This is a genomic window from Rhodococcus sp. 24CO (assembly GCF_050586165.1).
GTDB lineage: Bacteria > Actinomycetota > Actinomycetes > Mycobacteriales > Mycobacteriaceae > Rhodococcus_F.
In genome coordinates, this window is sequence record NZ_JAZFNF010000002.1 from 56,990 (window position 1) to 81,202 (window position 24,213).

The following is a 24,213-nucleotide window of genomic DNA, read 5'->3' on the forward strand; positions in this document are numbered from 1 at the left end:
TTTCCTGTTCTGAATCAGTGATGGGGTGGCTAGATGAGGCCGCGTCGACGCGCCTCGTCGGCGAGTCCGCTACGGCCCCACTGGACGGTGAGGTTGGACGGATCGAATTCGACCGAACCGCCGAGGGTTTCGGCGATCGCCTGGAACTGGGCGCCTTCCTCGAGGAGGACGACGAACTTCGCGAGGTCGAGCAACCCGCTGCGTCCGATGACGTTGACCCCGCCGTTGGCTTCGAAGATCGCGACCAGATCGGGATCGTGTTCGAGACGCTCGAGAATGAAATCCCCTGCAGACCGAGATCGATCGATGTGCGGCGGAATCTCTCGGGAGAGCGTCAGCCTCTGCGAAGCCGCATAGCGGATGGGCAGGGTCCGATGAGTCTGAGCCCAACCACCGAGCCACGGAGTGTGGATGTGGACGACGCTGGTGATTTCCGGATGCTCACGGAACACTGACGCGTAGCCGGTGACAAAACCGGCCGATCCGTTGCCGGACAGCACTTCTCCATCGAACGTAGCGACAACCGGTGACACCGACGGATCATCCGCCCACGGTCCCGGATCGTTCAGGGCGACTGCGATTTCGGTGCCGGGCACGCGTTCGACGAAGTTGACGGTCCCGTTGGCTGCAACCGTTCCGGTCTTGCGGAAGACGTCGAATGCCTTGTCTGCTGCTTTGCGCGCTTCTTCGACGAATGCTGCGGTATCGGCGTCGAGTCGAGTTTCGGTGGTGGTCATCGAGTCTCCAGTCCAGAAGGTGTGATCGGGGTGCGCTGCAGGAGGGGAAGAACTTCTTCGCCGACGCGGTACGCCTCTTCGAGATGCGGGTTACCGGCGAGGATGAAGGCGTCGACGCCCAGTTCGCGGAGCTCGTCGAGTCTTTCGGCGACCTGTTCGTAGCTGCCGACCAGACCGAACGCCGGTCCGCCGCGGATGAGGCTGAAGCCGCACCACACGTTGGGCTGCACTTCCAGATCTCGGTAACCGGTGATGTGTTCGGGCACCCACCCCTTGATGCGGGCGGCGCCCACCGAATCACCCTGCGCTGCACGGTCGGCGGCTCCTTTGTCGACGAAGGCCCAGCCCTTCTCGATCTCGGCCCACGCGGCTTCCTCCGTGTGCCGGGCAACGACGTCGATGCGTACGGCGAACTTCGGGGTGCGTCCCAGCTTGGCCGAGTTCTCCCGCACGCCGTCGATCTTGGCTCTCAGATCGGCGTACGGTTCCAGCCAGGAAAGGTAGTAATCGGAGTGCAGTCCGGCGGCGGCGACGGCTGCTGCCGAAGATCCGGAGAAGTACACCTCGGGAAACGGTTGGCCGGCAAGTCCGGGTGGCAGTGCAGCGCCGTGGGTTTGGAAGAAGCGACCGTCGAAGTCGAAAGGTTCGCCGTCCCACACACCTTTGAGGACATCGAGGAACTCGGACGTTCTAGTGTAGCGATCGTCATGGTCGACCTTGTCACCCCACCACAGCTGAGGTGCTCCGCCTCCACCACTGATGATGTTGTAAACCAGACGTCCGCCGGTTGCTCGCTGCAGACTGGCCGACATCCGCGCGGCCTGTACCGGGTGAAGGAACCCCGGTTGGAACGCGACCATGAAACGGTACGTGGTGGTCTCGGCAGCCAACGCTGCTGCGGTCGCCCACGGGTCCTCGGTCATCGGAAAGGACGGCAGCAGTCCACCGAGGAAGCCGGCGGACTCGGAAGCCTTTGCCACTGCGGCCATGTGGTCGATATAGCTGTATCCGTCCAGTTCGCCGCCGCGGATCGCGGGAGCGATGTTGCCCGGCCCGTAGCCACCGGCATCGCCGCGGTTGTAGCGACGCGGCGTACGCAGCGACGCGTGGTCGCCTTCCATCCCGATCCGCCAATAGAAATCGATGCTCATGCGGTGGCCTTCTCTTCTGTGGTGGCCTTCTCTTCCTTGCGGATCCGACCCTCGGGATCGACCAGGTGCAGGAGATGCTCGCCCGCCCGGTGCAGCTCTTCGATGTGTGGCCGACCTGACAAGACGAAACCGTCCACGCCGAGATCGCGATACGACGACAATCGCTGCGCCACTTCCTCGTAGCTTCCGACGAGGCCGAAACTGTGCTCGTAGCCGATGCGGTCGAATCCGGACCACAGGATGCCGCCCCGATCGATTTCGAGTGCAGCGGAATCGGTTTCTCTCAGTTGCCGTTCGACGCGAGCCCAGGCTTCGTCGGCTGTCTCCCTCGCGATGATCGGGATGCGAAGGACCTTCTCGACGGTCCTGCCGAGTTCGGATGCTCGGTCGTCGAGGGTGGTGATCCGTGTCGACAACTCGTCACCGGCAAGGGTGAACTGATGGACATCGGCATGGTGGGCCGAGAGTTCCAGAGCTTCCGGAGAATCTCCGGTCAGATGTACTCGGGGAAAACGGAGTCCCGACAAGATGCCTCGGAATCCGCCGCCGAGTACGTCGTAGTACTCGCCGTCGAAGTCGTAACCCGTGCCGCCGAAGCCGCCTGGCAGAATCTGTTCCTCATTCCACACACCGCGTGCGACGGTCAAGAACTCCGCGGCGCGCGCGTAGCGGTCGGCTCCTCGAACCACGTCTCCGCGAGCAGCGGCGTCTTCGGCGTCCGTCTCTACCTTCACTCGCCATTCGAGACGACCTGCCGACAGGCGCTGAAGTGTCGCCGACATTTTGGCGGCGTAGACGGGGGTGCCGAAAGTGGGGTGAAACTCCACGACCACTCGCGAATGACGCGTCTGACGTAGGGCGGCGGCCGCAACGATCCAGGATTCTTCGCCATTCGGATCGTACGGTGCGACAACGCCGTCGACGCCCGACAGTTCGGCTGCGAGAACGATCTGTGCCAATTCGTCGAAGGGCCCGAAGTTTCCGGGGCGAACATCGGTCGCGATTGTAGTCGGTCGCTGCGGCCCGAAGCCGCCGCGACTGTTCAGGGCGGCTAGTGCCCGGCGTCCGTCACCGCGCGACGGCAACTCCCAGTAGACGTCCGTCATTCTGCTGTGCCCTGCTGCGCGGCGACAAGTGCGCGTGCCTGTTCCAGTGGTTCGTGCGCCACCCAGGACTGCAGGTCGAAGTCGGCGGCAAGGAAGCCGTGCGCATACAGGAACTGTTTCTGCACGCCGAGCAGGTCCACACGCTCGTCCGACAGGCTCAAATGCAGTCCGGTGTGGAAGTTCTCGCCGTACGCTGCCACCACACCTTCGGGCCCCGACTGTGTTTCGGTCTGCAGCACGGCCCGGACCTCGTCGATGTTGGCTGCGGCCCAGTCCGCCGCTCTGAGGCTCTCGGCGAGGAAACCGACGACGATGTCCGGGCGCTGTTCGAGTAGATCGGCGTGAACCGTGATCGGTCGTGGGGTGCCGTTGTTGACGCGATCACGTAGGGATGCAGTGGAATCGAGATCGACGGCAACGGCGAGGCCGTGTTCGCGGGCAACTTCCTGGGCGCGGGCGCCCTTGACGTAGATGGCGTCGACGTCGCCGCGGAGCAGGGATTCGACACCCCACGTCGTGTTGCGGGTGGACGAGGCGGTGCGGACCTCGGGGGCTGCCGTCGTCGCAACCTCGACGAGGGTGACGTCGGCAAAACTCAACTCGCCCAGTCGAAGTGCCGAGGCGAAGCCGTGCAGGGCCATGGCGCGAGGAAAGCTCCTGGCCTGATCCGCCGCCCAAGCCGGGATACCGATCCGAGCGCCGGCCAAAAGACCTGCTTCGCGGATGTCGGAGTCTCCGCGCACCAGGATTGCCTGGGCCTCGTCGATCCAGGTGAGCCCGATGAGCCGCGTCGGAGAACCACTGGCACGCGCGGCCAGTGCGGGGACGTTACCGCCCTCGCGAATGAGTCCGGAGAGGTGGTGGTCGAAATGGCGCACTGCCAATTCCGGTCCGGCATCTTGCAGTACGCCGAAACGCACTCCGGATTCGTTTGCCGTCCGGTCGAGCCAACCGAGACTGTTGGCGAGACCGCTGGCGGTGGGAACGGGGCAGCGGGTGTACCAGAGTGTGTCGATTGCGGAATCAGCGATCAATGTCATGACTGTCCTGTCCGTCGGGGAAGGTGCGACCGACGCCGAGTTCCTTCAGGAAACTCGCTCGGTAGCGCAAAGATTCGGGATCGTTCCGGTCGCGAGGACGTGGCAGATCGATGTCGACGTCCACGGCAAACCCGCCCTTGTCGAGAATGAGCACGCGGTCGGCAAGTCGTACGGCTTCGTCGACGTCGTGCGTGACGAGTAGTACTGCCGGACGGTGACGGGCGACCAGATCGCCTACCAAGTCTTGCATTTGGAGCCTGGTCAAAGCGTCGAGGGCTGCGAACGGTTCGTCGAGCAGTAATAGTTCGGGTTCGCGAACGAGAGCGCGCGCCAATGCGACGCGTTGGGCCTCGCCGCCGGAGAGGGTGGCCGGCCAGGCACGGTGCTTGTCCGCGAGGTTGACCTCGGAGAGTGCGTTGCGTGCATTGTCGGTCACCTGACGTGACCGCTTCTGTCCGACTGTGACATTGGCCAGAACTCGCTTCGACGGTATCAATCGCGGTTCCTGGTAGACGACCGTGCGATCGCGCGGAACCAGCACCTCGCCGCTGTCCGGTGCTTCCAATCCGGAGAGCACTCGTAGCAGTGTTGTCTTGCCGGTGCCGCTTGGGCCGAGGAGAACGACGAACTCTCCGCGTGTGATCTCGAGATCGATACCACCCAGAACAGTCTTGTCACCGAACGACTTCCGCACTCCGGTGAGCGAGACTGCCACTGGTGATCCGGCCCGCCGTTCGGCCGCAGTGGTGCCGGTCCGCTCACGCGTTGCCAACGGAGGCAGAGGTGCTTCGGTGTTCGGGAGCGAGCCGACGGTCGTGTTCGTCATCGCGCCACCGACAATCGCCGCCACGGCATGGAGTACCGCTCGATCAGCCTGACCACGGCGTCGAAGATGAGACCCAGAGCCGCGTACATGACGATGCACAGAACCATGTAGTCGGTGCGGTTGTATTCCTGCGCCAGGGTGACCAGGTATCCGATCCCCTCACGCGTGCCGACCTGCTCGGCTGCGATCAATCCGGTGATGCTGAGCGACAGGCAGATTCGAAGACCCATGAGAACACCGGGGAGGGCGGTCGGAAGAATCGCTCCGAACACCAGTCGCCAACCTGTCAGTCCGAAACCCTGTGCCGCTTCCACCATCTTGCGATCGACCCCGCGCACACCGAGGTAGGTGTACGCGTACATGGGGGCGACGGTCGCGACCGCGATCAGGACAACCTTGAAAGTCTCGTCGATACCGAACCAAGCGATGAACAGCGGAACGAGCGCGAGGAACGGAACCGCGCGGTTGATCTGCATGGTCGAGTCGATCAGTTCTTCGCCGAGCGAGGAGAGACCGGACAGAACCCCGAGCACCAATCCAACGATCACACCGACCGAAACACCGAGTGCAGCACGTTGAAGCGACGCGAGACCGAAGTCGACCAACTGACCCGACTGGTACAGCTCGGCGAATGCCGTCCACACCGCCGGAGGTCCGGCCAGGATCTCTTCGCGGATCAGTCCCGTAGCCGATCCGATCCACCATCCGGCAACCAGCAGCGCGGGCACGAGGAAGCGGAGTGGGATCGAGACCCACTTGGGCCTGCTGCGATTACGCCGGTAGCGGGGCGTTTCGAGTTGCGGATGTTCCACTGACTGCGACGCCGTTCGAGCGGGGTGGGTCAGCGTCACCATCGGGTCACTTCCCCTCAGCGGTGGGCGCTGCTGCAGCTGAACCTGCGACTGCGCCCTGGAGGTCGAAGATCACGTCAGTGCCCTTGAGGGGTTGCTGGATCACCTTGTTCTCGGCGAACAGCGTGGAGATGGATTCGAGGTCGGTGGCGTCGGCTGCAGTCGGATAGCGGAAGTTGGTGATCTGGCCGCCGAGGGTAATCGCGTCGTCGAGTCGCTGTCCGGAGAGTGCACGCGGACCGGTCTGTTCGAAGACGTTCTCGAAGGCTGCTGGGTCGGCCTGCTGCTTCGCGGTGAGTTCCTGGGTGACCTCGAGGAACTTCTGGACCACCTCGGGATGCGCTTCGAGTACTGCGGTGCGGCCGGCGATGATGGTGCTGTCCACGGAGTCGATGCTCGCCTCGGTTGCGATCTCGACCGCGCCCTTGGCCTTGGCCTCCTGATACGGAATCAGGAACGATGCCCACGCGTCGACCTGCCCGGTGGAGAACGCCGACGCCGCGTCAGCCTGCTGTAGCGGAACGCGTTCGACGGAATCGATCGGCACTCCGGCCTGCGTTAGGGCCTTGAGCGTGATGTACTCGCCCTTACCTGCAGGGTTGACGGCAATGCGCTTGCCAGCCAGATCTGCGACGGTCTTGATGCCGGATTCCGGAGTGGCGATGATGCCGGCCTGGTCCTTGTTGTACGGGTCCGACGTCGCGAAGATGCGGACTCCGACATCCTTGGACAGTGCGCCGACGACGGGACTGTATGCGCCGGTTTGGATGTCGAGTTCACCGCTGTTGAACAGTTTGAGGTTGGAGCTGAATCCCGGTGTGGTCTTGACCCATTCGATTTTTGCGCCTAGCGGCGCCAGCGCCTCGTCGTAGGTTCCGTCACGCTTGCCGACGGCGATGGCACCGGAGTTTCCGGGATCGAAGACCTTGAGCGTGAAGTCTGCGCTGGAATTGCCTGCGGCGCTGTCGGAATCGGAAGACCCACACGCCACCGCCAACCCGGCCAGCGGGATCATGGCGAGCGCAGCGGCAGCTCGTGGCAGTCGGCGGAAGCGGGACATGTATGTGGCTCCTTCAGGCGTTGATTCGTCAGAACTGACGACGATGACGCTATTGGGTGCCTGTCTGTTTTACCCCCGTTTGCTTTCTGAAGATTGGAAACCTTGACAACACCGGAAGTTTGTTCATCTGGGGTTTTGTAGGTCTTCGTCTGGTTTCTTTCCATCTGATGGAAAGAATGGCCGGACGGGTGGGTCCGTGTTAGCGTCCGATTCTCAGGTCGATCAGGCCACAGCGAAAGGATCGTTCGTGACGGACGCACGCGGTGCGGGAGTTCAGACGGTAACCCGTGCCCTGACGATGCTCACATGTTTTCGCAGTGGCGAAGAACTGGGAGTATCGGAAGTTGCACGGCGACAAGAACTTGCGGTGAGCACCACGCATCGGTTGCTGCAGTCGCTCGTCGACGCGGGGTTCCTTGAGAAGGACGACGCGACCAGTCGGTATCGCATCGGAGCGGCGCTGGCAGCCTACGGACAGGTCTCCTATCGGCAGCATCGAATCTATCTGTCCGAGCCCTACTTGGAGCAATTGGCCGCGACGACAGGAGCGTCTGCCTCGCTGGCGGTGCGAAGCGGAAGTGAGGTGGTGTTGCTCGGATTCAGTCGGTGGCGCGAGGCCGACGGACACGTGCTGCAGGGTGTTCGACTTCCCTTGCACGCAAGCGCACTGGGGAAAGCCTTTCTGGCCTGGTCCGATGTTGACGACTTCGAACTCGCTGCCCTGCCACGTGAAGCGACCACCCAGCGTGCGATTACGGAGGTTGCCAGTATCCGCCGGGAGTTGGAATTGACCCGCGAGCGAGGATACGGATTCAACGACGAGGAGTTGACCCCAAATTTCCGGACGATCGGAATTCCGATCATCGATGGATCAGGCACTGTGCGTTACGCTCTCGGGCTTCGTGGCCCCGTGGAGATGATGATCGACCAGCGGATTCCGTTTCTCGCAGATCTTGCCAAGGTGACTGCGCGACAGATCGGTGAAGTGCTTCTCTGAACTGGCGTGAAGCGTTTGTGGCAGATCCGGCCGAACGTGATTACCGTTGATGTGGAGGGCCCGATCGCACGATGGCTACGCGACGCGACCGAGCCCTCGTGAGCGTGGAGACGAGTGATGACGACATTGGGTATCGCGGCCCTGCTGTTGGGTGTCTTGTTGATGGTGGTCGAGGCGCATGCCCCGACTGCGGGGGTGCTCGGCGGTCTTGGTGCGCTCCTGATCGGGGCGGGTGTCTGGTTACTCTTCACCTCCGGCGACGCGGGCCAAGTGATTGCAATTCCGGTGACGGCAGGGGTTGCAGTGGTCGGCCTGGGCGTTACCGCGGTGGCGAGCCGGAAAGTTCTGACCGCCCGGCATGCGCCCGTGCGTACCGGAGTTGAATCTCTGATCGGATCCGATGCGACGGTACGCAGTTGGGACGGCTCGCGCGGGCAGGTCGAGGCTGCGGGCGGGTTGTGGAACGCCCGAATGGATTACGGGTTCAATGACGCCTCTGTGCCGAAGGCCGGCGATCCCGTCGTAGTGGAGCAGGTTCGTGGTCTGACCCTGACAGTGCGCCGTCGTGAACCGTGGGAGTTGCTATGACCACCATTCTCATTTCCCTGTGCATCGTTGTCCTGCTTCTCGTGACGCTGGTCGGCATGTCGATTCGGGTCCTGCGAGAGTATGAACGCGCTGTTGTTTTCCGGCTCGGACGGTTGATCGCGTTGAAGGGGCCTGGTCTGGTAATTCTCATTCCGGCAATCGATCGGATGGAGCGGGTGAGCCTGCGGACCGTGACTCTGAAAATTCCGGTGCAGGAAGTCATTACGCGAGACAACGTGCCGGCAAAAGTCACAGCTGTCACCTACTTCCGGGTAGTCGATGCCGATCGCGCAATCGTCGAGGTCGAAGATTTCCTGGCAGCGACGTCTCAGATTGCGCAGACAACGCTGCGCTCGATCCTCGGCAAAGCCGACCTCGACGCCTTGCTCTCCGAGCGTGAACGTCTCAACGAAGACCTGCAGAAGGTGATCGATCAACAGACGGAACCGTGGGGAGTCAAGGTCACCACGGTGGAGATCAAGGACGTCGAGATTCCTGCCAACATGCAGCGCGCCATCGCCCGTCAGGCGGAGGCGGAGCGTGAACGGCGAGCCAAGATCATCAACGCGCAAGCCGAATTCCAGGCGTCGGCAACGCTTGCCGACGCGGCCGACGTGATCAGCCGCAACCCGACCACCCTGCAATTGCGTTACCTGCAGACGCTGCACGCGATTGGGGCCGAGAACAATTCGACCGTCGTATTCCCGCTGCCCATCGACCTGGTTCGTCCATTCCTGGGCAACCGGGGCGAGGACAAGCAGGACGAGGGCAACCAAGGCGCGTCCGGATCGGTCACGCCGGTGACTTCCGAACCGCGGCCCAATGGTCTGGATATTCGCCCGCCGTTGTCCCCGCCAATCCCGCGGTAGCGCTGCTTCGGCTACATGATGGCCGAGACATGCTCGGGCAGCATGATATCCGCATCGAGGTCTTCGGCTCGGATGGGTTCACCGAACTGTACGGATGCCGGAATGACACCGGCCCAGACCTTTTCGACGCCGATATCTGCGTCGTCGTCGCCGGGGCCGCCGGTGCGTGCCTTCACCGACGCCTCGAACAGGGGCAGTGCAAGCACCACGGTTGCCGCCAGTTCCTTGCGTGTTGATGCCCGGAGGTGTCCGGAGCGGTCGGGAACTACTTGATCGACAATGAGATTCAATGCACTGAGCCGTTCGTCCGGGTCCGTGACGATGCGGGGTCGACCGAGAATCACGGCGCTGCGGTAGTTCATCGAATGGTGAAAGCCGGAGCGGGCCAGAACAAGTCCGTCGAGCACGGTGACGGTTACGCAGATCTCGCCGTCGGGTGCGAGGCTGCGTGACGCCACCGAACCGTGCAGGTAGAGAGTGCCGCCTTGATCCGGGCCGTCGGGATCGAATCCGTATGCGGTCGGCAGCACGAGAGGCACACCGTCGGTGGACACACCCAAGTGGCACAGCTTGGCGGAGCGCAGGACGTCGAAGAGCGCTGCCCGGTCGGTGACACCGTGATGACGCGCGCGCTTGTGGGTTGTACGTGCTGTTGGGGACAGTGGGGCGAGTGCGACGGTGTGTGTCATGTGAGCAATACTCGTTGCCAAGTGGCTTGGCGTCATGGTCCAATTTGTGGGCACTTTGGTAGGCCACTTTACGAAGGGGAAACGATGCTTCTGCCCTCGGCGGTAACGGTGGTGCTCGACCGGACCGATCGGCGACCGCTGCCGATCCAGGTTGCCGATCACCTGCGGGCCGACATTCGCAGCGGATCGGCTGTTGTAGGTTTGCGGCTGCCGAGTTCACGGAAGCTGGCCGCCGAGCTCGGCGTTGCACGCGCCGTGGTGGAACGAGCCTACGAGCAACTGATTGCCGAGGGCTGGCTCGTAGCGGTGCGCGGATCGGGAACCTTTGTGGCCGAAGCTCCTTCATCCGTTGTCATGTCTACGCCCAAGCCGGCGAAGGTAGTCGCTCCCGCACCGCCGCAGGTTCAATTGCGCCCCGGAGTGCCGTGGACTCCGCCGCGGGCGAGCGCGGCCTGGCGTCGGGCCTGGCGCGATGTCGGTTCCATGCCACCACCTTTCGGGGATCCTGACCCGGCGGGCGACATCGACCTGCGTTCTGCGCTGTCACAACTGTTGGCTCGGGCTCGCGGCATGGCCGTCGAACCCGAGCGCATCGTCATTACCTCCGGGGCTACACACGGCCTCGGACTGGCGTTGTCCGCGCTGCGCTCCCCCAACGCTGTTCTGGCAATGGAAGATCCGGGATACCGAAGCGCGTCGACGGCGGCGCTTGCCACCGGTTGGTCCCTACTCGACGTGCCGGTAGATGCGCACGGACTCTGCGTCGACGAGCTGGAATCGGCGCCCCGGAATGTTCGTGGTGTGTACGTGACACCGTCACATCAATATCCGACCGGTGGACTTTTGCCGGTGAGTCGGCGAAATCAGTTGATCGACTATGCACGGGAGCGGGACGTCCTGCTCTTCGAGGACGACTACGACTCCGAATTCCGTTACGACGTAGCGCCGTTGCCGGCGCTGGCACAACTCGCGCCGGATCGGGTGGTGTACCTGGGTACGGTCGCCAAGACGCTCGGCGCGGGAATTCGGCTGGGTTGGTTGGTTGCCCCGGAAGAGCTTGCCCGTCGAATTGCGGCGCATCGGGTTCGCATCGGGGATTTCCCGTCTCTTCCGTTGCAACGGGCTCTGCTCTCACTCTTGCGGGAGGGTGAATGGGACAGGACGGTTCGGGCCGCGCGTCGGCGATATCGAGAGCGCGATCGTTTGGTGCACGCTGCTCTGTCCCGTTTCGGGGAACTGCGCGGCCTCGGAGCGGGCATGCACACGACGCTGGTGTTGGACGCGGATCTGGCCGAGACCGTCGCACAACATGCGCTCGAATGCGGAGTGCAGGTACCAACCCTGGCTGAGTCGGCGCGCAGTCACAAAGATCCAGGTGGACTGGTTATCGGGTACGGCCGGGTGGACGCAGGCGACCTCGAATACGCACTCGAGGTGATCGCAAACTGTCTCGTAGATCACGGGGTTGAATCCCGTTGATCGGGAACGGCGCCCTGAGGTGTGGCTGCCGGTTCTAGCGTGTGCTCGTGATCCGCAACCAGACTTTCCCGCACCTGCTCGCACCTGGGACCATCGGTCCCATCACCGTGCCCAACCGCGTTGTTCTGCCCGCTATGGACATGAACCTCTGCGAAGACGGTGAAATCGAGACGGGCGACATCGACCATTTCGTGGCGCGCGCGGCCGGTGGAACCGGTTTGATCATCACGGGTTGCTGCGCTGTTGCGTATCCGTTGGGCTGCACCAGCCGCAAGGAACCGGGGCTCTCGGAAGACCGGTTCATCCCCGGACTCAAGGCCTTGGCCGACGCGGTGCACGACGCCGGCAGCAAGCTGTGTGTGCAGATGACACACCACGGCAAGGTGGCGCGCATCGACACCCTCGACGGCCGACCGCAGCTGGTGCCGTCCATGCCGAAGCCGCCGGGTGACATGAGTGCGATGGCCGATTGCACACCCGAAGAACTGGGCAAGATGGCCGCCATCAATGAGGGCAAAAGGGCGACCTACCACGAGGCCGACCAGGAAGATCTTGATTGGCTGGTCCGCATGTTCGCCGAGGCTGCCGGACGGGTGAAGGCGGCGGGCGGCGACGCCGTCGAGATTCACTGTGCCCACAACTACGTCCTCGGAGCGTTCCTGAGTCGGTACACGAATCAGCGCAGCGACGAGTACGGCGGTTCCATGGAGAATCGGGCCCGCCTGGCTTGTGAAGTTATTCGCGCGGTCAAGGAGGAGGTCGGCGGTTCGCTTGCCGTCATCGTGCGTCTGGCCGGTCAAGAGTACGGCGAAACCGACGGGCTCACCGTCGACGAGGCTGTTGCGGCCGCCAAGATGTTCGAAGAGGCCGGCGCTGACGCCATCCACGTCACCGGTACCGCCCTGAATGCTTTTGCCAACTTCACAGACGGCCCCCTGCCCGACAAGGTCGGCTATTACACCGACAATGCAACGCGAATCAAGCAGGCGATATCGATTCCTGTGATCACCGTCGGACGTATGCTCCCCGAGGTCGGCGAGAAGATGATCGCGGAAGGTCGCACGGACTTCGCCGCAATGGGCCGTCAGCTCCTGGCCGACCCACAGTTGGTGAACAAACTCAAAGACGGTACACCCGAGCGGGTTCGGCCTTGCATCAATTGCTACGTCTGCGTGCAGGAGAACTTCTGGGACGAGACCCCGCTGTGCGCTGTCAACCCCGCGCTCGGCAACGAGGCACTCGTACCTTTCGTCAAGTCGACGACACCCAAGCATGTCGTGATTGTCGGTGCCGGACCAGGTGGCCTCGAGACTGCGCGAGTCGCCAGTGAACGTGGACATCGAGTCACCTTGGTAGACAAGGCAGATCGGCTCGGCGGCACGCTCTGGTTCTCGAGCCTCACGACGCCGGACAACGGTCGTCTGCTCGACTGGCTCAAGGTGGAAACCTCGCGCCTGGGCGTCGATATCCGGCTGAACACCGAGGCCACAGTCGCTTCGATCAAGGCACTCAACGCCGACGTGGTCGTGGTGGCCACCGGCGCGGTGCGCGACCGTCCGTCCGTTCCCGGCGGCGACCTACCGCACGTACACACCGGTGATACGTTGCGCGCCTTGATGACCGGTGCCGGCGACACCTCGCAGGTGCCCCCGTTCCTGCGGATGATGGCCAAGCTGGGCAAACTCTCCGGAATCACCAAGAGCCCCGCCGCGATTCGTGCGGTGACGCGCAAGTTCCTGCCCATGGGCAAGGACGTCGTGGTTATCGGTGGTTCGCTTGTCGGACTCGAGCTTGCGGAGTTCCTGGCCGAGCGCGGTCGCAATGTGACGCTCATCGAAGAAGGCCAGCAGTTGGGCATTCCGATGGCGATGCCGCGCCGCTGGACGGCTGTGCGCCACGCCAAGCATGTGGGTGTGAACATTCACCGCAATTCAACGGTGCAGCGAATCACCAAGGAACACGTCGAATTCCGTTCCGGTGACAAGACACTGACAGCTCCGGCCGACATGGTTGTCGTCGCATCGGGTGTGTCGGCGCAGGCGCCGCTGGCCGACAAGTTGGCAGGTGTGGTATCCGACGTACGCGTTGTCGGCGATGCCTCTGAGGTCGACTACATCGAGGGTGCAATGCACACAGCGTGGAAAGCTGCGATGGATATCTGAGTCTGCTGCTGTGCGCCTTTGTTAACCGCGGGCGGTTACTGAAGGCGCACAGCAACAATGTCCGGCCACCACCGTGCCGCCACGTCGGGATGCGCGCGCAACCGACTCTTGAGCGCATTGCCGCCGTAGGAATCGTGGATTGGATTGTTTGCGTCGACGGTGACGCCGGTAGCGTGCTTCGCCAATTCCGGTGGGAGGTCGAACTCCGGGACCTGAGTGGCGTAGTTCGGATTGAAGAAGAACGGCACGGAGATTCGCTCGCCCGCTCCTTCCGGTGAAATAACCCGGTGCACTGTGGCTTTCAGATATCCGCCCGTTGCCACCTCGAGCAGTTCGCCGATGTTCACCACCAGCGCGCCTTCGAGTGGCGGTGCGTCGATCCAGTCACCGCCGTGCTCCACCTGCAAGCCGGCTTTACCGGGCTCGACGTACAGCAGGGTCAGTACGCCGGCGTCCTTGTGGCCGCCGACTCCCTGAGTTCCGGCGTCCTTCGGTCGACCCGGATAGCACACCACTTTGATCAGGATCGACGGATCCTTTGCAAACGCGGCGTCGAAAATGTGCGGATCCTGCCCTAGAGCGACAGCCCACTCCCGGAGCAATCGCAATGCGACGCCGGTGAGTTCGTCATTCCATTCGGTGATGACTTCGCGTAGTTCGGGAAGGGCGTCCGGCCATTGATTGGGTCCTTGCAGAATCTCCCAGTCGGGCGACGTGGCAGTGCGCGCGGCAGCAGGTTGCTCGGCACCGATGTCGATCTGCTCGCGCCAGTCTTGCTTGCCTTCGGTGAGTTCACCGCCGAGACGTGTGTATCCACGAAAGTGCGGGCTGCGCAGGTTCTCGATCGCCAGCTTCTCGGCCAAGGGGAGAGCAAAGAACTCGCGTGCGACGGTGAGAAGGCGTCGTTGCAAAGCGTCGGGAATTCCATGGCCGACGAGGTAGAAAAAGCCCATGTCGTGCGTCGCGTCGCGCAGCTGAGCCCGGAACTGTTCGGCAGTCTCCGGATTCTCCGCGTGCGAGAGGTCGAGAACAGGCAGGGACGCAATCGACATGGGGTCCTCGATTCGTGTGATGGTCCTTACCGTCCATCATTCCACGCAGCTCGGCACCTGGCCCCGCGCGGCGATTCCGCATCCGCAGGCGTGATCAGCCGCGCGACTGCGGAAACGCCCTGCGGGGAACAGAAATCGGGGCCCTGCGCCGTTGGCGCAAGACCCCGAATCTGTGTGAGCTGAAAAGGCTTACGCTTCTTCAGCCCGGTGTCTAGCTACGCTTCGTCAGCGCCGATGATGAACGCTTCGAGCTCGGTGCGAGCCTTGTCGTCGGCCATCTGAACCGGCGGGGACTTCATCAGGTAAGCGGATGCCGGGTAAACCGGTCCACCGATGCCGCGGTCCTTGGCGATCTTGGCTGCGCGGACGGCGTCGATGATGATGCCTGCGGAGTTGGGCGAATCCCAGACCTCGAGCTTGTACTCCAGGTTGAGGGGAGCGTCACCGAAGGCGCGGCCTTCGAGGCGCACGTATGCCCACTTGCGGTCGTCGAGCCACTCCACGTAGTCCGAGGGACCGATGTGGACGTTGCGGTCGTGGACCTTGCCGGCGAGGGAGCCGGTGAGGTTCGACGTGACGGCCTGAGTCTTGGAGACCTTCTTGGACTCCAGGCGATCGCGCTCGAGCATGTTCTTGAAGTCCATGTTGCCGCCGACGTTGAGCTGGTACGTGCGGTCGAGCACGACGCCACGGTCTTCGAACAGCTTCGCCATCACGCGGTGGGTGATGGTGGCGCCGACCTGGCTCTTGATGTCGTCACCGACGATCGGGACGCCGGCGTCCTTGAACTTGGCAGCCCACTCCGGGTCGGAGGCGATGAACACGGGCAGTGCGTTGACGAACGCGACGCCAGCGTCGATGCAGCACTGTGCGTAGAACTTGTCAGCAGCTTCGGAGCCGACGGGCAGGTAGGACACGAGGACGTCGACCTTGGCGTCCTTGAGTGCCTGGACCACGTCGACGGGCTCGGCGTCGGACAGTTCGATGGTCTCGGCGTAGTACTTGCCGATGCCGTCGAGTGTCGGGCCGCGCTGGACGGGGATGTCGAGCGGCGGGACGTCAGCGATCTTCATGGTGTTGTTCTCGCTGGCGAGGATTGCCTCGGAGAGGTCGAAGCCGACCTTCTTGGCGTCGACGTCGAAAGCGGCGACGAACTGTACGTCGCGGACGTGGTACTTACCGAACTTGACGTGCATGAGGCCGGGAACGGTGCCGGTCTCGTCTGCATCCTTGTAGTAGTGGACGCCCTGAACCAGGGACGAGGCACAGTTACCCACGCCCACAATTGCTACGCGCACCGCGGTGCTGTTCTCACCCATGGTCGGGCTCTCCTTCTTTCTTGGATGTTCCTGGTATCGATTGCTCGGCTGCGATCAAATCGTTGAGCCAACGCACTTCGCGTTCACTCGACTCGAGTCCGAGCTGGTGGAGCTGGCGGGTATATCGGTCCAGCGATCCGCTGGCCCGGCCGACGGCGTCGCGAAGGCCTTCGCGGCGCTCTTCGACTTGGCGTCGTCTGCCTTCGAGGATCCGCATCCGCGCTTCTGCGGGGGTGCGGCTGAAGAAGGCGAGGTGAACGCCGAAACCGTCGTCGGTGTAGTTCTGCGGTCCCGTGTCGGCGACCAATTCAGTGAACCGTTGCCGGCCTTCCGGGGTGAGCTGGTAGACGCGACGGGCCCGACGCTTGAGTGGGCCGGTGGTGTTGTCGATGTCTTCCGAGATCAAGCCGTCGGCTTGCATGCGCCGTAGTGCCGGGTACAGCGATCCGTACGAGAACGCACGGAATGCGCCGAGCAGACCGGTGAGCCGCTTGCGCAGCTCGTATCCGTGCATCGGTGACTCGAGGAGTAGCCCGAGAATTGCGAGTTCGAGCAAGTGACACCTCCCGAGTCTGTGGATCTAACCGCTTGATGCGATACCCAACTATATCGCGCCGATATATAAAACCATACTGCGGCCCGATACGTGTACCAAGGTGTCACGGCTAGATCAGGGGGTGAACGGGTTGATCGACATGATTTCCCCATCGAGGGCAGCGGTCAGGGACCCGTTTTCGTCGAGGCCGTTGCCGACGTGAATCTCGATGGTCGGCACGGTTTCGGTGCCGTCGACAGAGACGTACCGAGTGGACGGATTTTGCACCGCCGTCGTTGTACCGGCTCCGTCGAGCAGGGCGATCACGATGCGAGGATCGAGCTGTGTGACGTCGATCTGTGCCACGTCGGGTTCGCGCGATCCTCCCGAAGTCGTGTCCTCGAGGTCGCCTCGGTAGTAGCTGTCGAGGGCCTTGCGAGGTGCGGCAGGATCGGCGCGCGTTACGCGTGCGTAAGTGGGATAGATGGTCATCTCGTCGACCAGTCCGCTGCCGTACTCCGTTTCGATGGCACGGAACATCGCGCCCAGGCCGTCGACGGTGTGCAATTGCGGCTCGGGGCTGGAGAAGATCGTGGCGTCCGATGCGGCGTAGTTGATTCCGAAACCGATAGCCGAGACCAGTGAGAGCGCGATGATCGCAACGGCGATCCAACGCGAGTCGAGCGCAGGTTCTTTCCGAAGAACGGGTAGCGGTGCCTCGGTCTGCAGATCGGACGTCAATTCTTCGAGATCGCCGAGAGTGACTGCAACCGCGGCGAGTTCGGTCAATTCGTCGTGCTCGGTCGCGGTGAGTTGCCCGTCGGCGAAGGCGGAGTCCAGCACTGCGCAAGTGGCCTCGCGATCGGCATTGCGAGCACGGGTGGTCCTGGTCAGATCGTTCGGCATGTCCGGGGCCTATCGAGGAGTGAAGGGAGCCAAGCGGATCGGGCGGCCATCCGGGGTCAACTCCATCGAGCCGCTCGCGCCGAGGTCGTTGCTGGCGTAGATGGAAATGCGTGGATCCTGGCTCGACGAACTCATGCTGATGTGTGTGATCTCGGCGTCGGGGACGTTGAGATTTGTCGACGCTCCCGCCAGATACCCGGCGAGTTTGTCGATGTCGACGGTAGCGAGGTCGAATGTTGTGGTGCTGGCCAATCGGGAGGTGGAGCCCTCGCTGGTCGTGAAACCGCCTCGAAAGTCGATGTCCTCCTCCAAATTCGGCGAGATGGCGGCTGCGCGACTGACGCTTGCATGGCCGTCGTAGAAGTTGGCGGAATCGATCATCGTCGTGCCGTACTTGGCGCTGTATCGGGTGATGAATTCCCCGATCCCGCTTGCGGTGACCGTGTTCAGCGTCGAACTCACTATGGGGGCAAGCGGTTCGACGGGTTCGGCTGCAGCCGGTGGAGACGGTGAGGGTGAATCGTCGGCGGACAAGGTGAGGAACCCGATCAGGCCCGCGAAGACAGCCGATGCGACCGCGAGGTACCAGATCTTGTCGAGGCGACGAGCTTTCGCGACGGCGTTACGCAGCGTCGCTTTCTGCAGATCGCGGACCAGCAGATCGAGCTGGCCGAGGGTGGTCGCGGTCATGGCCGCCGCCGTTCGGTTTGCGTGCTCGTCGACCGTGATCTGTCCGTCGGACAGGGCGGAATCGAGAACGGCGCAGGTATCGGAACGGTCGACGTCGCGCGCGCGGGTGCGCGTAGAGGTAGTAGTCGGGGATCCCCTCACCGGCTCACCCTAGCTTCCGTGCGGGTACGAACGAGAGATCTCGCCCCACGGCGTGACCTCGATTCGTCCACCATCGCCGCGGTTGTTCTCCGCATAGATCGCGATCTCCGGGACGCCGTAGTTCGCGTCCAGGATCAAGTGCGTGATCGCGGCGTCCGGCACATTGACGTAGCCGCCGATGTTCGCCATGTACGGGGCGAGCTTGTCGATCTCGATGGAACCGAGATCGAAGGTCGGCTGGCCCGTTCGCCGCGGAGTGGACGTCACATTCCGCTCGAAGCCGTCGCGAAAACTGATCGACTCGGTGAGAGCGGGAGCGTCGGGGACCGCCCGGCTCACCAGGGAGTAGTCGCCGTGGAAGCTGGCGTCATCGACGAACATGTCGCCGAACTCTTCCCGATACCTCTCGATAAATGCGCCGATACCCTCGGGAGTCAATGTGTCGATGTGTGCGATCAGGATCGGTTCGACGGTCGGCTCCGGCACCAGGGTGGTGATCGGCAACGGTGGCGCGAGGGAAGTGCTGCTGGCATAACTGGCGATGATGTCTTCCGAAGGCGTCAACGGTGACCGACTCCACGCCACCGCGGCGATCGCGCCGACGACGATCAGGGCAGCAGCACCGACGAACACGGCCTTTCGTGTCGTCGACGTCCGAGGCGCCGTTTCGGTCTCGATCTTCGGCACCTGCAGATCGTTGACCAGGCGTGCGAGCGCGAGCAGGGTCTTCGCGGACTTAGCCTTCTCGGTCCGTTCGAAGTAGTCCTCCGCGCTCAACTGCCCTTCGGCGTATGCAGCTTCCAATACATTGCACGTTTCGACGCGATCGAGATCACGAGCACGCGTCATCGGGGAACGGGATGACTTCACAGGAAGTGATCGTAATGGCTGGTCGCCATGCCCCCGGACCTGAAAATGTGTCCATCGTGACCCTCCCGAACCGTCCGTGACCGGTTGGACGCACGTACTCTGGTCAGGTGCGGATACAGCGGCAAGTTGTGGACTACGCGCTCGCGCGTCGGTCTGTGCTGGCCGAAGTGTCTGCGGGTAGGACTGGCGTCAAGCAGGTATGCGACGCCGATCCCTACCTACTCAGAGCCGCGAAGTTCCACGGCCGGGGCAGTGATGTTCTCTGCCCCATCTGCCGTAAGGAACAGTTGACGCTCGTGTCCTGGGTGTTCGGCGAGAAGCTCGGCCAGGTTTCGGGATCAGCCCGAACGACGGACGAGCTCGCTCGGCTTGCGGAGACAGCAGAGGAGTTCACGGTGCACGACGTTGAAGTGTGCCGTTCCTGCAGCTGGAACCACTTGGTGCAGTCCTATGTGCTCGGCGCAGTGCCTGCGCCGCCGCGCCCGCGGAGAGCACGTCCACCGAGCAGACGAACGCAGTCTGCGAGCCGGCGCACCGCCAGCGAGTAACGCCACACCCGAAAAAGGGCCCGATCGAAGTCCCATGTGATCGGTCCATGACCACTGGAGATTTGATTTCGTGAGTTCCCCCGACAACACCCCCGGCGACCGTCCCTCGGGACCAGGTGGTCCGAGCGGTCCGCCGCAGGGGCGCCCCCCGCAAGGCCGTCCGCCTCAAGGCCCGCAGCAGGGTCGCCCGATGGGCCCGCCTCCGCAGGGTCGCCCGATGGGTCCCCCGCCGCAGGGCCGTCCGCCTCAAGGTCCCCAGCAGGGTCGCCCGATGGGCCCGCCGCCGCAAGGTCCGCAGCAGGGCCGTCCGCAGCAGGGCGTACCCCGGAATCGACCGGCACCGGGTGCCGAACCCACACAGCGCGTCGCAGCTGCCGCGGCACTGCCTCGCACTGATGCCGGTTCCCGCCCACCCGCTGGACCCCCGCCGACGAAGCCGCCGACAGGCGGTCCCGGTGGTGGCGACGGCAATGGTGGCGAGCCCCCGAAGGGACAGGAAGCAGTGAAGAAGAAGTCGAAGTGGCGCACAGTTCGCCGCTCGGCGTACGTATTGGTGGCACTCGGGCTGGTGCTGCCGGTGCTTGCCTTCATGGCGGCGTACATCGTGCAAGACGTACCCAAGCCCGGCGACCTTCCGACCAATCAGGTTGCGACGATTTACGCGTCGGACGGAGGCACGGTGCTCAGCACCGTTGTTCCGCCGGAAGAAGGCAACCGTCGCGAGGTGGCGCTCGATCAGATTCCGGTGCACGTGCGTAACGCAGTGCTTGCTGCCGAGGACCGGGATTTCTACACGAACCCCGGGTTCTCGATTTCCGGTTTTGCACGCGCGGCCCGTGACAACGTCCTCGGCCGAGACAGTGCTGGTGGTGGCTCGACGATCACGCAGCAGTACGTCAAGACGGCGGTTGTCGGTTCTGAGCGTTCGCTGACGCGAAAGATGAAGGAACTTGTCATCTCGTCGAAGATGGCAAACGAGTGGTCCAAGGACGACATTCTTGCGGCGTACTTGAACACCATTTACTTCGGTCGTGGTGCGTACGGCATCGAAGCCGCGTCGAACGCCTACTTCGGAAAGCCTGTCGACCAGCTGACCGTCGAGGAAGGCGCCGTCCTGGCGTCGTCGATCCAGCTGCCGTCGCTTCTCGATCCGGAGACCAACCCGACTGGCGCGGAATCACGTTGGAACTACGTGCTCGACGGCATGGTGTCCGCGGGGACGCTCGAGCAAGCGGCGCGTGCGCCCATGAAGTATCCAGGTTTCATTCCACTTTCCCAGGTGGAGAACGGAAGCCAGGGCACAACGGGGCCCGAGGGCCTGATCAAGAACCAGGTACTCCGCGAGATCGCGGATGCCGGGATCACTGAGCAGTCGCTCAATACCGAAGGCCTGCAGATCACTACGACCATCGATCCGCAGGCTCAGGCCGCGGCGATGGACGCCGTGCGTACCAACATGAAGGGTGAGAACGAGGAGCTTCGGACCGCCGTTGTTTCCGTCGATCCACGTACCGGAGGCGTCCGCGCGTACTACGGCGGCGATGACGGAATCGGCTTCGACTACGCAAATGCCGGCTTACAGACGGGTTCGTCGTTCAAGGTGTTCGGTCTGGCGGCGGCGCTCGACCAGGGAATTCCGCTCTCGCAGATGTACGACAGCTCGCCGCTGACGATCAACGGCATCTCGATCGGCAACGTCGAAGGTGAAAGCTGTGGAACCTGCACCATCGCAGAGGCTCTCAAGCGTTCGCTGAACACCAGCTTCTACCGTCAGATGCTCAGCCTCGACGGCAACGGGCCGCAGGAAATTGCGGACATCGCGCACAAGGCAGGTATCCCGGAGAACATTCCGGGTATCGGCGAGTCGCTGACCGAGCCCGACGGTTCAGGCCCGAACAACGGAATCGTGTTGGGTCAGTACCAGTCTCGGGTACTGGATATGGCGTCGGCGTACGCAACTCTCGCGGCGTCAGGCACGTTCCACGCTCCGCATTTCGTGGAGAAGGTTGTTGCCGCCGACGGAACGGTTCTCCTGGACCGTGGTACACCGTCCGGTGAGCAGCGCATCGATCCGGCCGTCGCGGACAATGTGACTGCGGCTATGCAGCCCATCGCGGCGTACTCACGTGGCCACAACCTGGCCGGTGGACGTCTGTCCGCATCCAAGACGGGTACCGCTCAGCTCGGTGACACGGGTCAGAACAAGGACGCCTGGATGGTCGGTTACACGCCGTCGCTCTCGACTGCAGTGTGGGTCGGTACCGCGGACGGTCAGGCCATCACCAACTCGAACGGCGGATTGATCTACGGCTCCGGGCTACCTTCCGATATCTGGAAGGACACGATGGACGGCGCGTTGGAAGGTACCGACAACGAGACGTTCCCCAAGCCGGGCAAGATCAACGGCCAGGCCGGTGGTGTTCCCGAGTACTCGGCTCCCGCTGCTCCGAAGACGACGGCACCGCCGACCACCACGGCAGAGCCCAGTACGACTACGGCACCGCCGGTTGTCGTGACCACGACGGACGTGGAGATCTTGCCGGGCATCACGATTCCGATTCCGGGAATCTCGAGGCCGACGACGGAAACCGAAGAACCGGGCGCCGTCACCACGACGGAAGAGGCTCCGGCGGGTGTCAGCCCCGGCAACTAAGGCGGTAGCCTCGCGGAGTGGCCGCCAATGTAGATGATGCCGATGCGACTTCTGTGACAGACGATGCGGAGTCGCAGGTGTTCGAGTCTCCTGCGCCGTTGGCGGAAGACACACGGTCGGCGGATTGGCGCGACGTTCCCAGTCGCAGCGATGTAATGGTGTCTGCGTTGTCAGGCACGGTAGGTGGTCCGGTCGGTCGGCATGCGCTGATCGGCCGGACCCGTTTTTTCACGCCGATGCGCGTCATCTTGCTGTTGGCCGTCGTGTTCCTGGCGTTGGGGTGGTCTACCAAGGCTGCGTGTATTCAACAGGCGCCGTTCGGTGAGCAGGGGCAGCTGGGTCTGGACTGGGGAGGCTCCCGCCAGTACGTCGCCCTGTGTTATTCGGACACAGTTCCTCTGTACGGTGCGGAGCGTCTCGATCAGGGTGCGTTCCCGTACAAGAAGTCGTGGGAGGAAACCCGCTCCGACGGTTCCGTGCAGACGCGGTACATGGAGTATCCGGTTCTCTCCGGGCTTTATCAGTACGGCTCCATGAAGGTCGCGAAGGCGTGGGATTCGATCACGTGGCTGCCGGGCGCAATTCAAGTTGCCCTGTACTTCAACGTCGTTGCGTTCGGCTTGGCGTTGGCGTGGTTGGTGACAGTGTGGGCGACGACGCTCTTAGCCGGCAGGCGGGTGTGGGACGGCGCGTTGGTCGCGTGTTCACCGCTCGTGATCGTGCACGTGTTCACCAACTTCGATCCGTTGGCGACGGCATTTGCCATGGGCGGTTTGTTGGCATGGGCGCGTAAGCGACCGGTCCTCGCGGGCATTTTGTTGGGGTTGGGCGGCGCCGCGAAGTTGTATCCGCTGTTGTTGCTCGGCCCGCTGTTGGTTCTGTGCCTGCGGGCGGGCAAGACGCGTGAGTGGCTGGTGACCGCGCTCAGTGCGGTCGCGGCGTGGCTGGCGGTGAATCTTCCGATCGCAGCGCTCTACCCGCACGGTTGGTACGAGTTCTTCCGGCTCAACTCCGAGCGCGGCGCCGATCCGGACTCGATCTACAACGTAATCGCGTCGTTCACGTCGTGGACGGGCCTCGACGGTCCCCTGGCGCAGGGTGAATCGCCGTCGAATCTCAATGCCGTGTCGTTCATTCTCTTTGCTGTGGTCTGCGTGGGAATCGGTTACGTCGCTTTGACGGCGCAGCGACGCCCCCGCGTCGCGCAACTGTGTTTCCTCCTTGTCGCGGGATTCCTGCTGACCAACAAGGTGTGGAGTCCGCAGTATTCGCTGTGGTTGGTGCCGCTCGCGGTTCTTGCGCTGCCGCATCGCCGACTGCTTCTTGCCTGGATGACCATCGACGCGCTCGTGTGGGTTCCGCGGATGATGTACTACCTCGGGGTCTCCAACAAGGGTCTGCCCGAGCAGTGGTTCACCGGAACTGTCGTGCTGCGCGATATCGCGGTTCTGGTGCTGTGCGCCGTTATCCTTCGCCAGATCTACCGCCCCGACGAAGACCTTGTGCGGTACGGGTTCATCGACGATCCGGCCGGTGGTGTTCTCGATCAGGCACCGGACAAGCAGCCGTCGTGGTTCCCGGGGTGGCTGCGTCCGAAGCCGGTGCGAGAGCCGGAGCTTTCGCCGGTCTGAATCACCATTCGTCGAGCGTGGTGTGACCGTCCTGGATGGCGCGCGCGAACAGTGCCGCTTTGGTCGGCGCGGGTCGCCCGACGTTGATGTACTTGGTTCTGATCCGGGAGATGTGCGTGTTGACGGTGCCGACGCCCACTCTCAGTTCGAGCGCAACTTCCTGTTTGGAATCTGCCCGAAGCCAGGTAAGTAGAACTTCGATTTCGCGGGCGCTCAAGCGCGGCATATGGGAGTTCACTCGGCGTCCCCTGACGAGAACCATGCATGTCGGGGCCATTCGTGTCGACTGGACAAGTTCCATGACAAAGACACC

General features: G+C 63.1%; 23 protein-coding genes. 8 read left to right on the plus strand and 15 right to left on the minus strand.

Features of this window, described 5'->3' with window-relative positions:
* Nucleotides 1-29: 29 nt before the first annotated feature.
* From V2B23_RS04420 to V2B23_RS04450, 7 genes are read right to left on the minus strand one after another with little or no spacing between them, the layout of a single operon-like run.
* On the minus strand, nucleotides 30-737 hold the full coding sequence (locus tag V2B23_RS04420; protein WP_430949236.1) for a class II aldolase/adducin family protein: 708 nt from the start codon (nucleotides 735-737) through the stop codon (nucleotides 30-32).
* Complete coding sequence (locus V2B23_RS04425) at nucleotides 734-1,888, minus strand: LLM class flavin-dependent oxidoreductase (RefSeq protein ID WP_003946051.1); 1,155 nt, start codon at nucleotides 1,886-1,888, stop codon at nucleotides 734-736. Before V2B23_RS04425 ends, V2B23_RS04420 begins: the two co-directional genes overlap by 4 nt.
* On the minus strand, nucleotides 1,885-2,994 hold the full coding sequence (locus V2B23_RS04430; protein ID WP_430949237.1) for an LLM class flavin-dependent oxidoreductase: 1,110 nt from the start codon (nucleotides 2,992-2,994) through the stop codon (nucleotides 1,885-1,887). Before V2B23_RS04430 ends, V2B23_RS04425 begins: the two co-directional genes overlap by 4 nt.
* Complete coding sequence (locus tag V2B23_RS04435) at nucleotides 2,991-4,034, minus strand: ABC transporter substrate-binding protein (RefSeq protein WP_430949238.1); 1,044 nt, start codon at nucleotides 4,032-4,034, stop codon at nucleotides 2,991-2,993. Before V2B23_RS04435 ends, V2B23_RS04430 begins: the two co-directional genes overlap by 4 nt.
* Nucleotides 4,018-4,860 carry an ABC transporter ATP-binding protein gene (locus tag V2B23_RS04440; protein WP_430949239.1) on the minus strand — a complete coding sequence of 281 codons (843 nt, stop codon included), beginning with the start codon at nucleotides 4,858-4,860 and terminating at the stop codon, nucleotides 4,018-4,020. The genes V2B23_RS04435 and V2B23_RS04440 overlap by 17 nt, the downstream gene beginning before the upstream one ends.
* Nucleotides 4,857-5,714, minus strand: a complete 858-nt coding sequence (locus V2B23_RS04445; RefSeq protein ID WP_430949240.1) for an ABC transporter permease — start codon at nucleotides 5,712-5,714, stop codon at nucleotides 4,857-4,859. The genes V2B23_RS04440 and V2B23_RS04445 overlap by 4 nt, the downstream gene beginning before the upstream one ends.
* Before the next feature lie 4 nt (nucleotides 5,715-5,718).
* Nucleotides 5,719-6,771 carry an NrtA/SsuA/CpmA family ABC transporter substrate-binding protein gene (locus V2B23_RS04450; protein WP_430949241.1) on the minus strand — a complete coding sequence of 351 codons (1,053 nt, stop codon included), beginning with the start codon at nucleotides 6,769-6,771 and terminating at the stop codon, nucleotides 5,719-5,721.
* A gap of 247 nt (nucleotides 6,772-7,018) precedes the next feature.
* Here V2B23_RS04450 and V2B23_RS04455 point away from each other — a divergent pair, with 247 nt between their 5' ends.
* From V2B23_RS04455 to V2B23_RS04465, 3 genes are all read left to right on the plus strand, one after another.
* Nucleotides 7,019-7,768: an IclR family transcriptional regulator gene (locus tag V2B23_RS04455; protein WP_430949242.1), complete on the plus strand. Its 750-nt coding sequence runs from the start codon at nucleotides 7,019-7,021 to the stop codon at nucleotides 7,766-7,768.
* Nucleotides 7,769-7,885: 117 nt separating this feature from the next.
* Nucleotides 7,886-8,356, plus strand: coding sequence for an NfeD family protein (locus tag V2B23_RS04460; protein WP_430949243.1), 471 nt, complete (start codon nucleotides 7,886-7,888; stop codon nucleotides 8,354-8,356).
* Nucleotides 8,353-9,225 carry a slipin family protein gene (locus V2B23_RS04465; protein ID WP_430949244.1) on the plus strand — a complete coding sequence of 291 codons (873 nt, stop codon included), beginning with the start codon at nucleotides 8,353-8,355 and terminating at the stop codon, nucleotides 9,223-9,225. Before V2B23_RS04460 ends, V2B23_RS04465 begins: the two co-directional genes overlap by 4 nt.
* Before the next feature lie 11 nt (nucleotides 9,226-9,236).
* Here the strand turns inward: V2B23_RS04465 and V2B23_RS04470 are convergent, their stop codons facing one another.
* On the minus strand, nucleotides 9,237-9,914 hold the full coding sequence (locus tag V2B23_RS04470) for a pyridoxamine 5'-phosphate oxidase family protein (RefSeq protein WP_430949245.1): 678 nt from the start codon (nucleotides 9,912-9,914) through the stop codon (nucleotides 9,237-9,239).
* Nucleotides 9,915-9,998: 84 nt separating this feature from the next.
* Here V2B23_RS04470 and V2B23_RS04475 point away from each other — a divergent pair, with 84 nt between their 5' ends.
* Together V2B23_RS04475 and V2B23_RS04480 are read left to right on the plus strand one after the other, a co-directional pair.
* The gene (locus V2B23_RS04475) at nucleotides 9,999-11,393 is read left to right on the plus strand and encodes a PLP-dependent aminotransferase family protein (RefSeq protein WP_430949246.1); all 1,395 of its coding nucleotides are present in this window, start codon (nucleotides 9,999-10,001) and stop codon (nucleotides 11,391-11,393) included.
* A 41-nt stretch (nucleotides 11,394-11,434) separates the two neighbouring features.
* Nucleotides 11,435-13,555: an FAD-dependent oxidoreductase gene (locus tag V2B23_RS04480; protein WP_430949247.1), complete on the plus strand. Its 2,121-nt coding sequence runs from the start codon at nucleotides 11,435-11,437 to the stop codon at nucleotides 13,553-13,555.
* 35 nt (nucleotides 13,556-13,590) lie between these two features.
* Here the strand turns inward: V2B23_RS04480 and V2B23_RS04485 are convergent, their stop codons facing one another.
* The 6 genes from V2B23_RS04485 to V2B23_RS04510 form a co-directional block, all read right to left on the minus strand.
* Nucleotides 13,591-14,607 (minus strand): isopenicillin N synthase family dioxygenase, encoded by a 1,017-nt coding sequence (locus V2B23_RS04485; protein ID WP_430949248.1) that lies wholly within the window; start codon nucleotides 14,605-14,607, stop codon nucleotides 13,591-13,593.
* 215 nt (nucleotides 14,608-14,822) lie between these two features.
* Nucleotides 14,823-15,926, minus strand: a complete 1,104-nt coding sequence (locus V2B23_RS04490; RefSeq protein WP_033237087.1) for an inositol-3-phosphate synthase — start codon at nucleotides 15,924-15,926, stop codon at nucleotides 14,823-14,825.
* Nucleotides 15,919-16,482 carry a PadR family transcriptional regulator gene (locus tag V2B23_RS04495; protein WP_430949249.1) on the minus strand — a complete coding sequence of 188 codons (564 nt, stop codon included), beginning with the start codon at nucleotides 16,480-16,482 and terminating at the stop codon, nucleotides 15,919-15,921. Before V2B23_RS04495 ends, V2B23_RS04490 begins: the two co-directional genes overlap by 8 nt.
* 114 nt (nucleotides 16,483-16,596) lie before the next feature.
* Entirely contained in the window at nucleotides 16,597-17,367 is a 771-nt protein-coding gene (locus V2B23_RS04500) for a DUF1707 SHOCT-like domain-containing protein (RefSeq protein WP_430949250.1), read from the minus strand.
* Between the two features lie 9 nt (nucleotides 17,368-17,376).
* The gene (locus tag V2B23_RS04505) at nucleotides 17,377-18,198 is read right to left on the minus strand and encodes a DUF1707 SHOCT-like domain-containing protein (RefSeq protein WP_430949251.1); all 822 of its coding nucleotides are present in this window, start codon (nucleotides 18,196-18,198) and stop codon (nucleotides 17,377-17,379) included.
* A 9-nt stretch (nucleotides 18,199-18,207) separates the two neighbouring features.
* Nucleotides 18,208-19,068: a DUF1707 SHOCT-like domain-containing protein gene (locus V2B23_RS04510; protein ID WP_430949252.1), complete on the minus strand. Its 861-nt coding sequence runs from the start codon at nucleotides 19,066-19,068 to the stop codon at nucleotides 18,208-18,210.
* A gap of 107 nt (nucleotides 19,069-19,175) precedes the next feature.
* Here V2B23_RS04510 and V2B23_RS04515 point away from each other — a divergent pair, with 107 nt between their 5' ends.
* The 3 genes from V2B23_RS04515 (at nucleotide 19,176) to V2B23_RS04525 (ending at nucleotide 23,900) form a co-directional block, all read left to right on the plus strand.
* Nucleotides 19,176-19,616, plus strand: coding sequence for a DUF5318 family protein (locus V2B23_RS04515; RefSeq protein WP_072782680.1), 441 nt, complete (start codon nucleotides 19,176-19,178; stop codon nucleotides 19,614-19,616).
* 502 nt (nucleotides 19,617-20,118) lie between these two features.
* Nucleotides 20,119-22,269: a transglycosylase domain-containing protein gene (locus V2B23_RS04520; protein ID WP_430949727.1), complete on the plus strand. Its 2,151-nt coding sequence runs from the start codon at nucleotides 20,119-20,121 to the stop codon at nucleotides 22,267-22,269.
* Between the two features lie 17 nt (nucleotides 22,270-22,286).
* Nucleotides 22,287-23,900, plus strand: coding sequence for a glycosyltransferase family 87 protein (locus V2B23_RS04525; RefSeq protein WP_430949253.1), 1,614 nt, complete (start codon nucleotides 22,287-22,289; stop codon nucleotides 23,898-23,900).
* A 1-nt stretch (nucleotide 23,901) separates the two neighbouring features.
* Here V2B23_RS04525 and V2B23_RS04530 read toward each other — a convergent pair whose 3' ends face one another.
* Nucleotides 23,902-24,201 (minus strand): LuxR C-terminal-related transcriptional regulator, encoded by a 300-nt coding sequence (locus tag V2B23_RS04530; protein WP_430949254.1) that lies wholly within the window; start codon nucleotides 24,199-24,201, stop codon nucleotides 23,902-23,904.
* Nucleotides 24,202-24,213 lie beyond the last annotated feature (12 nt).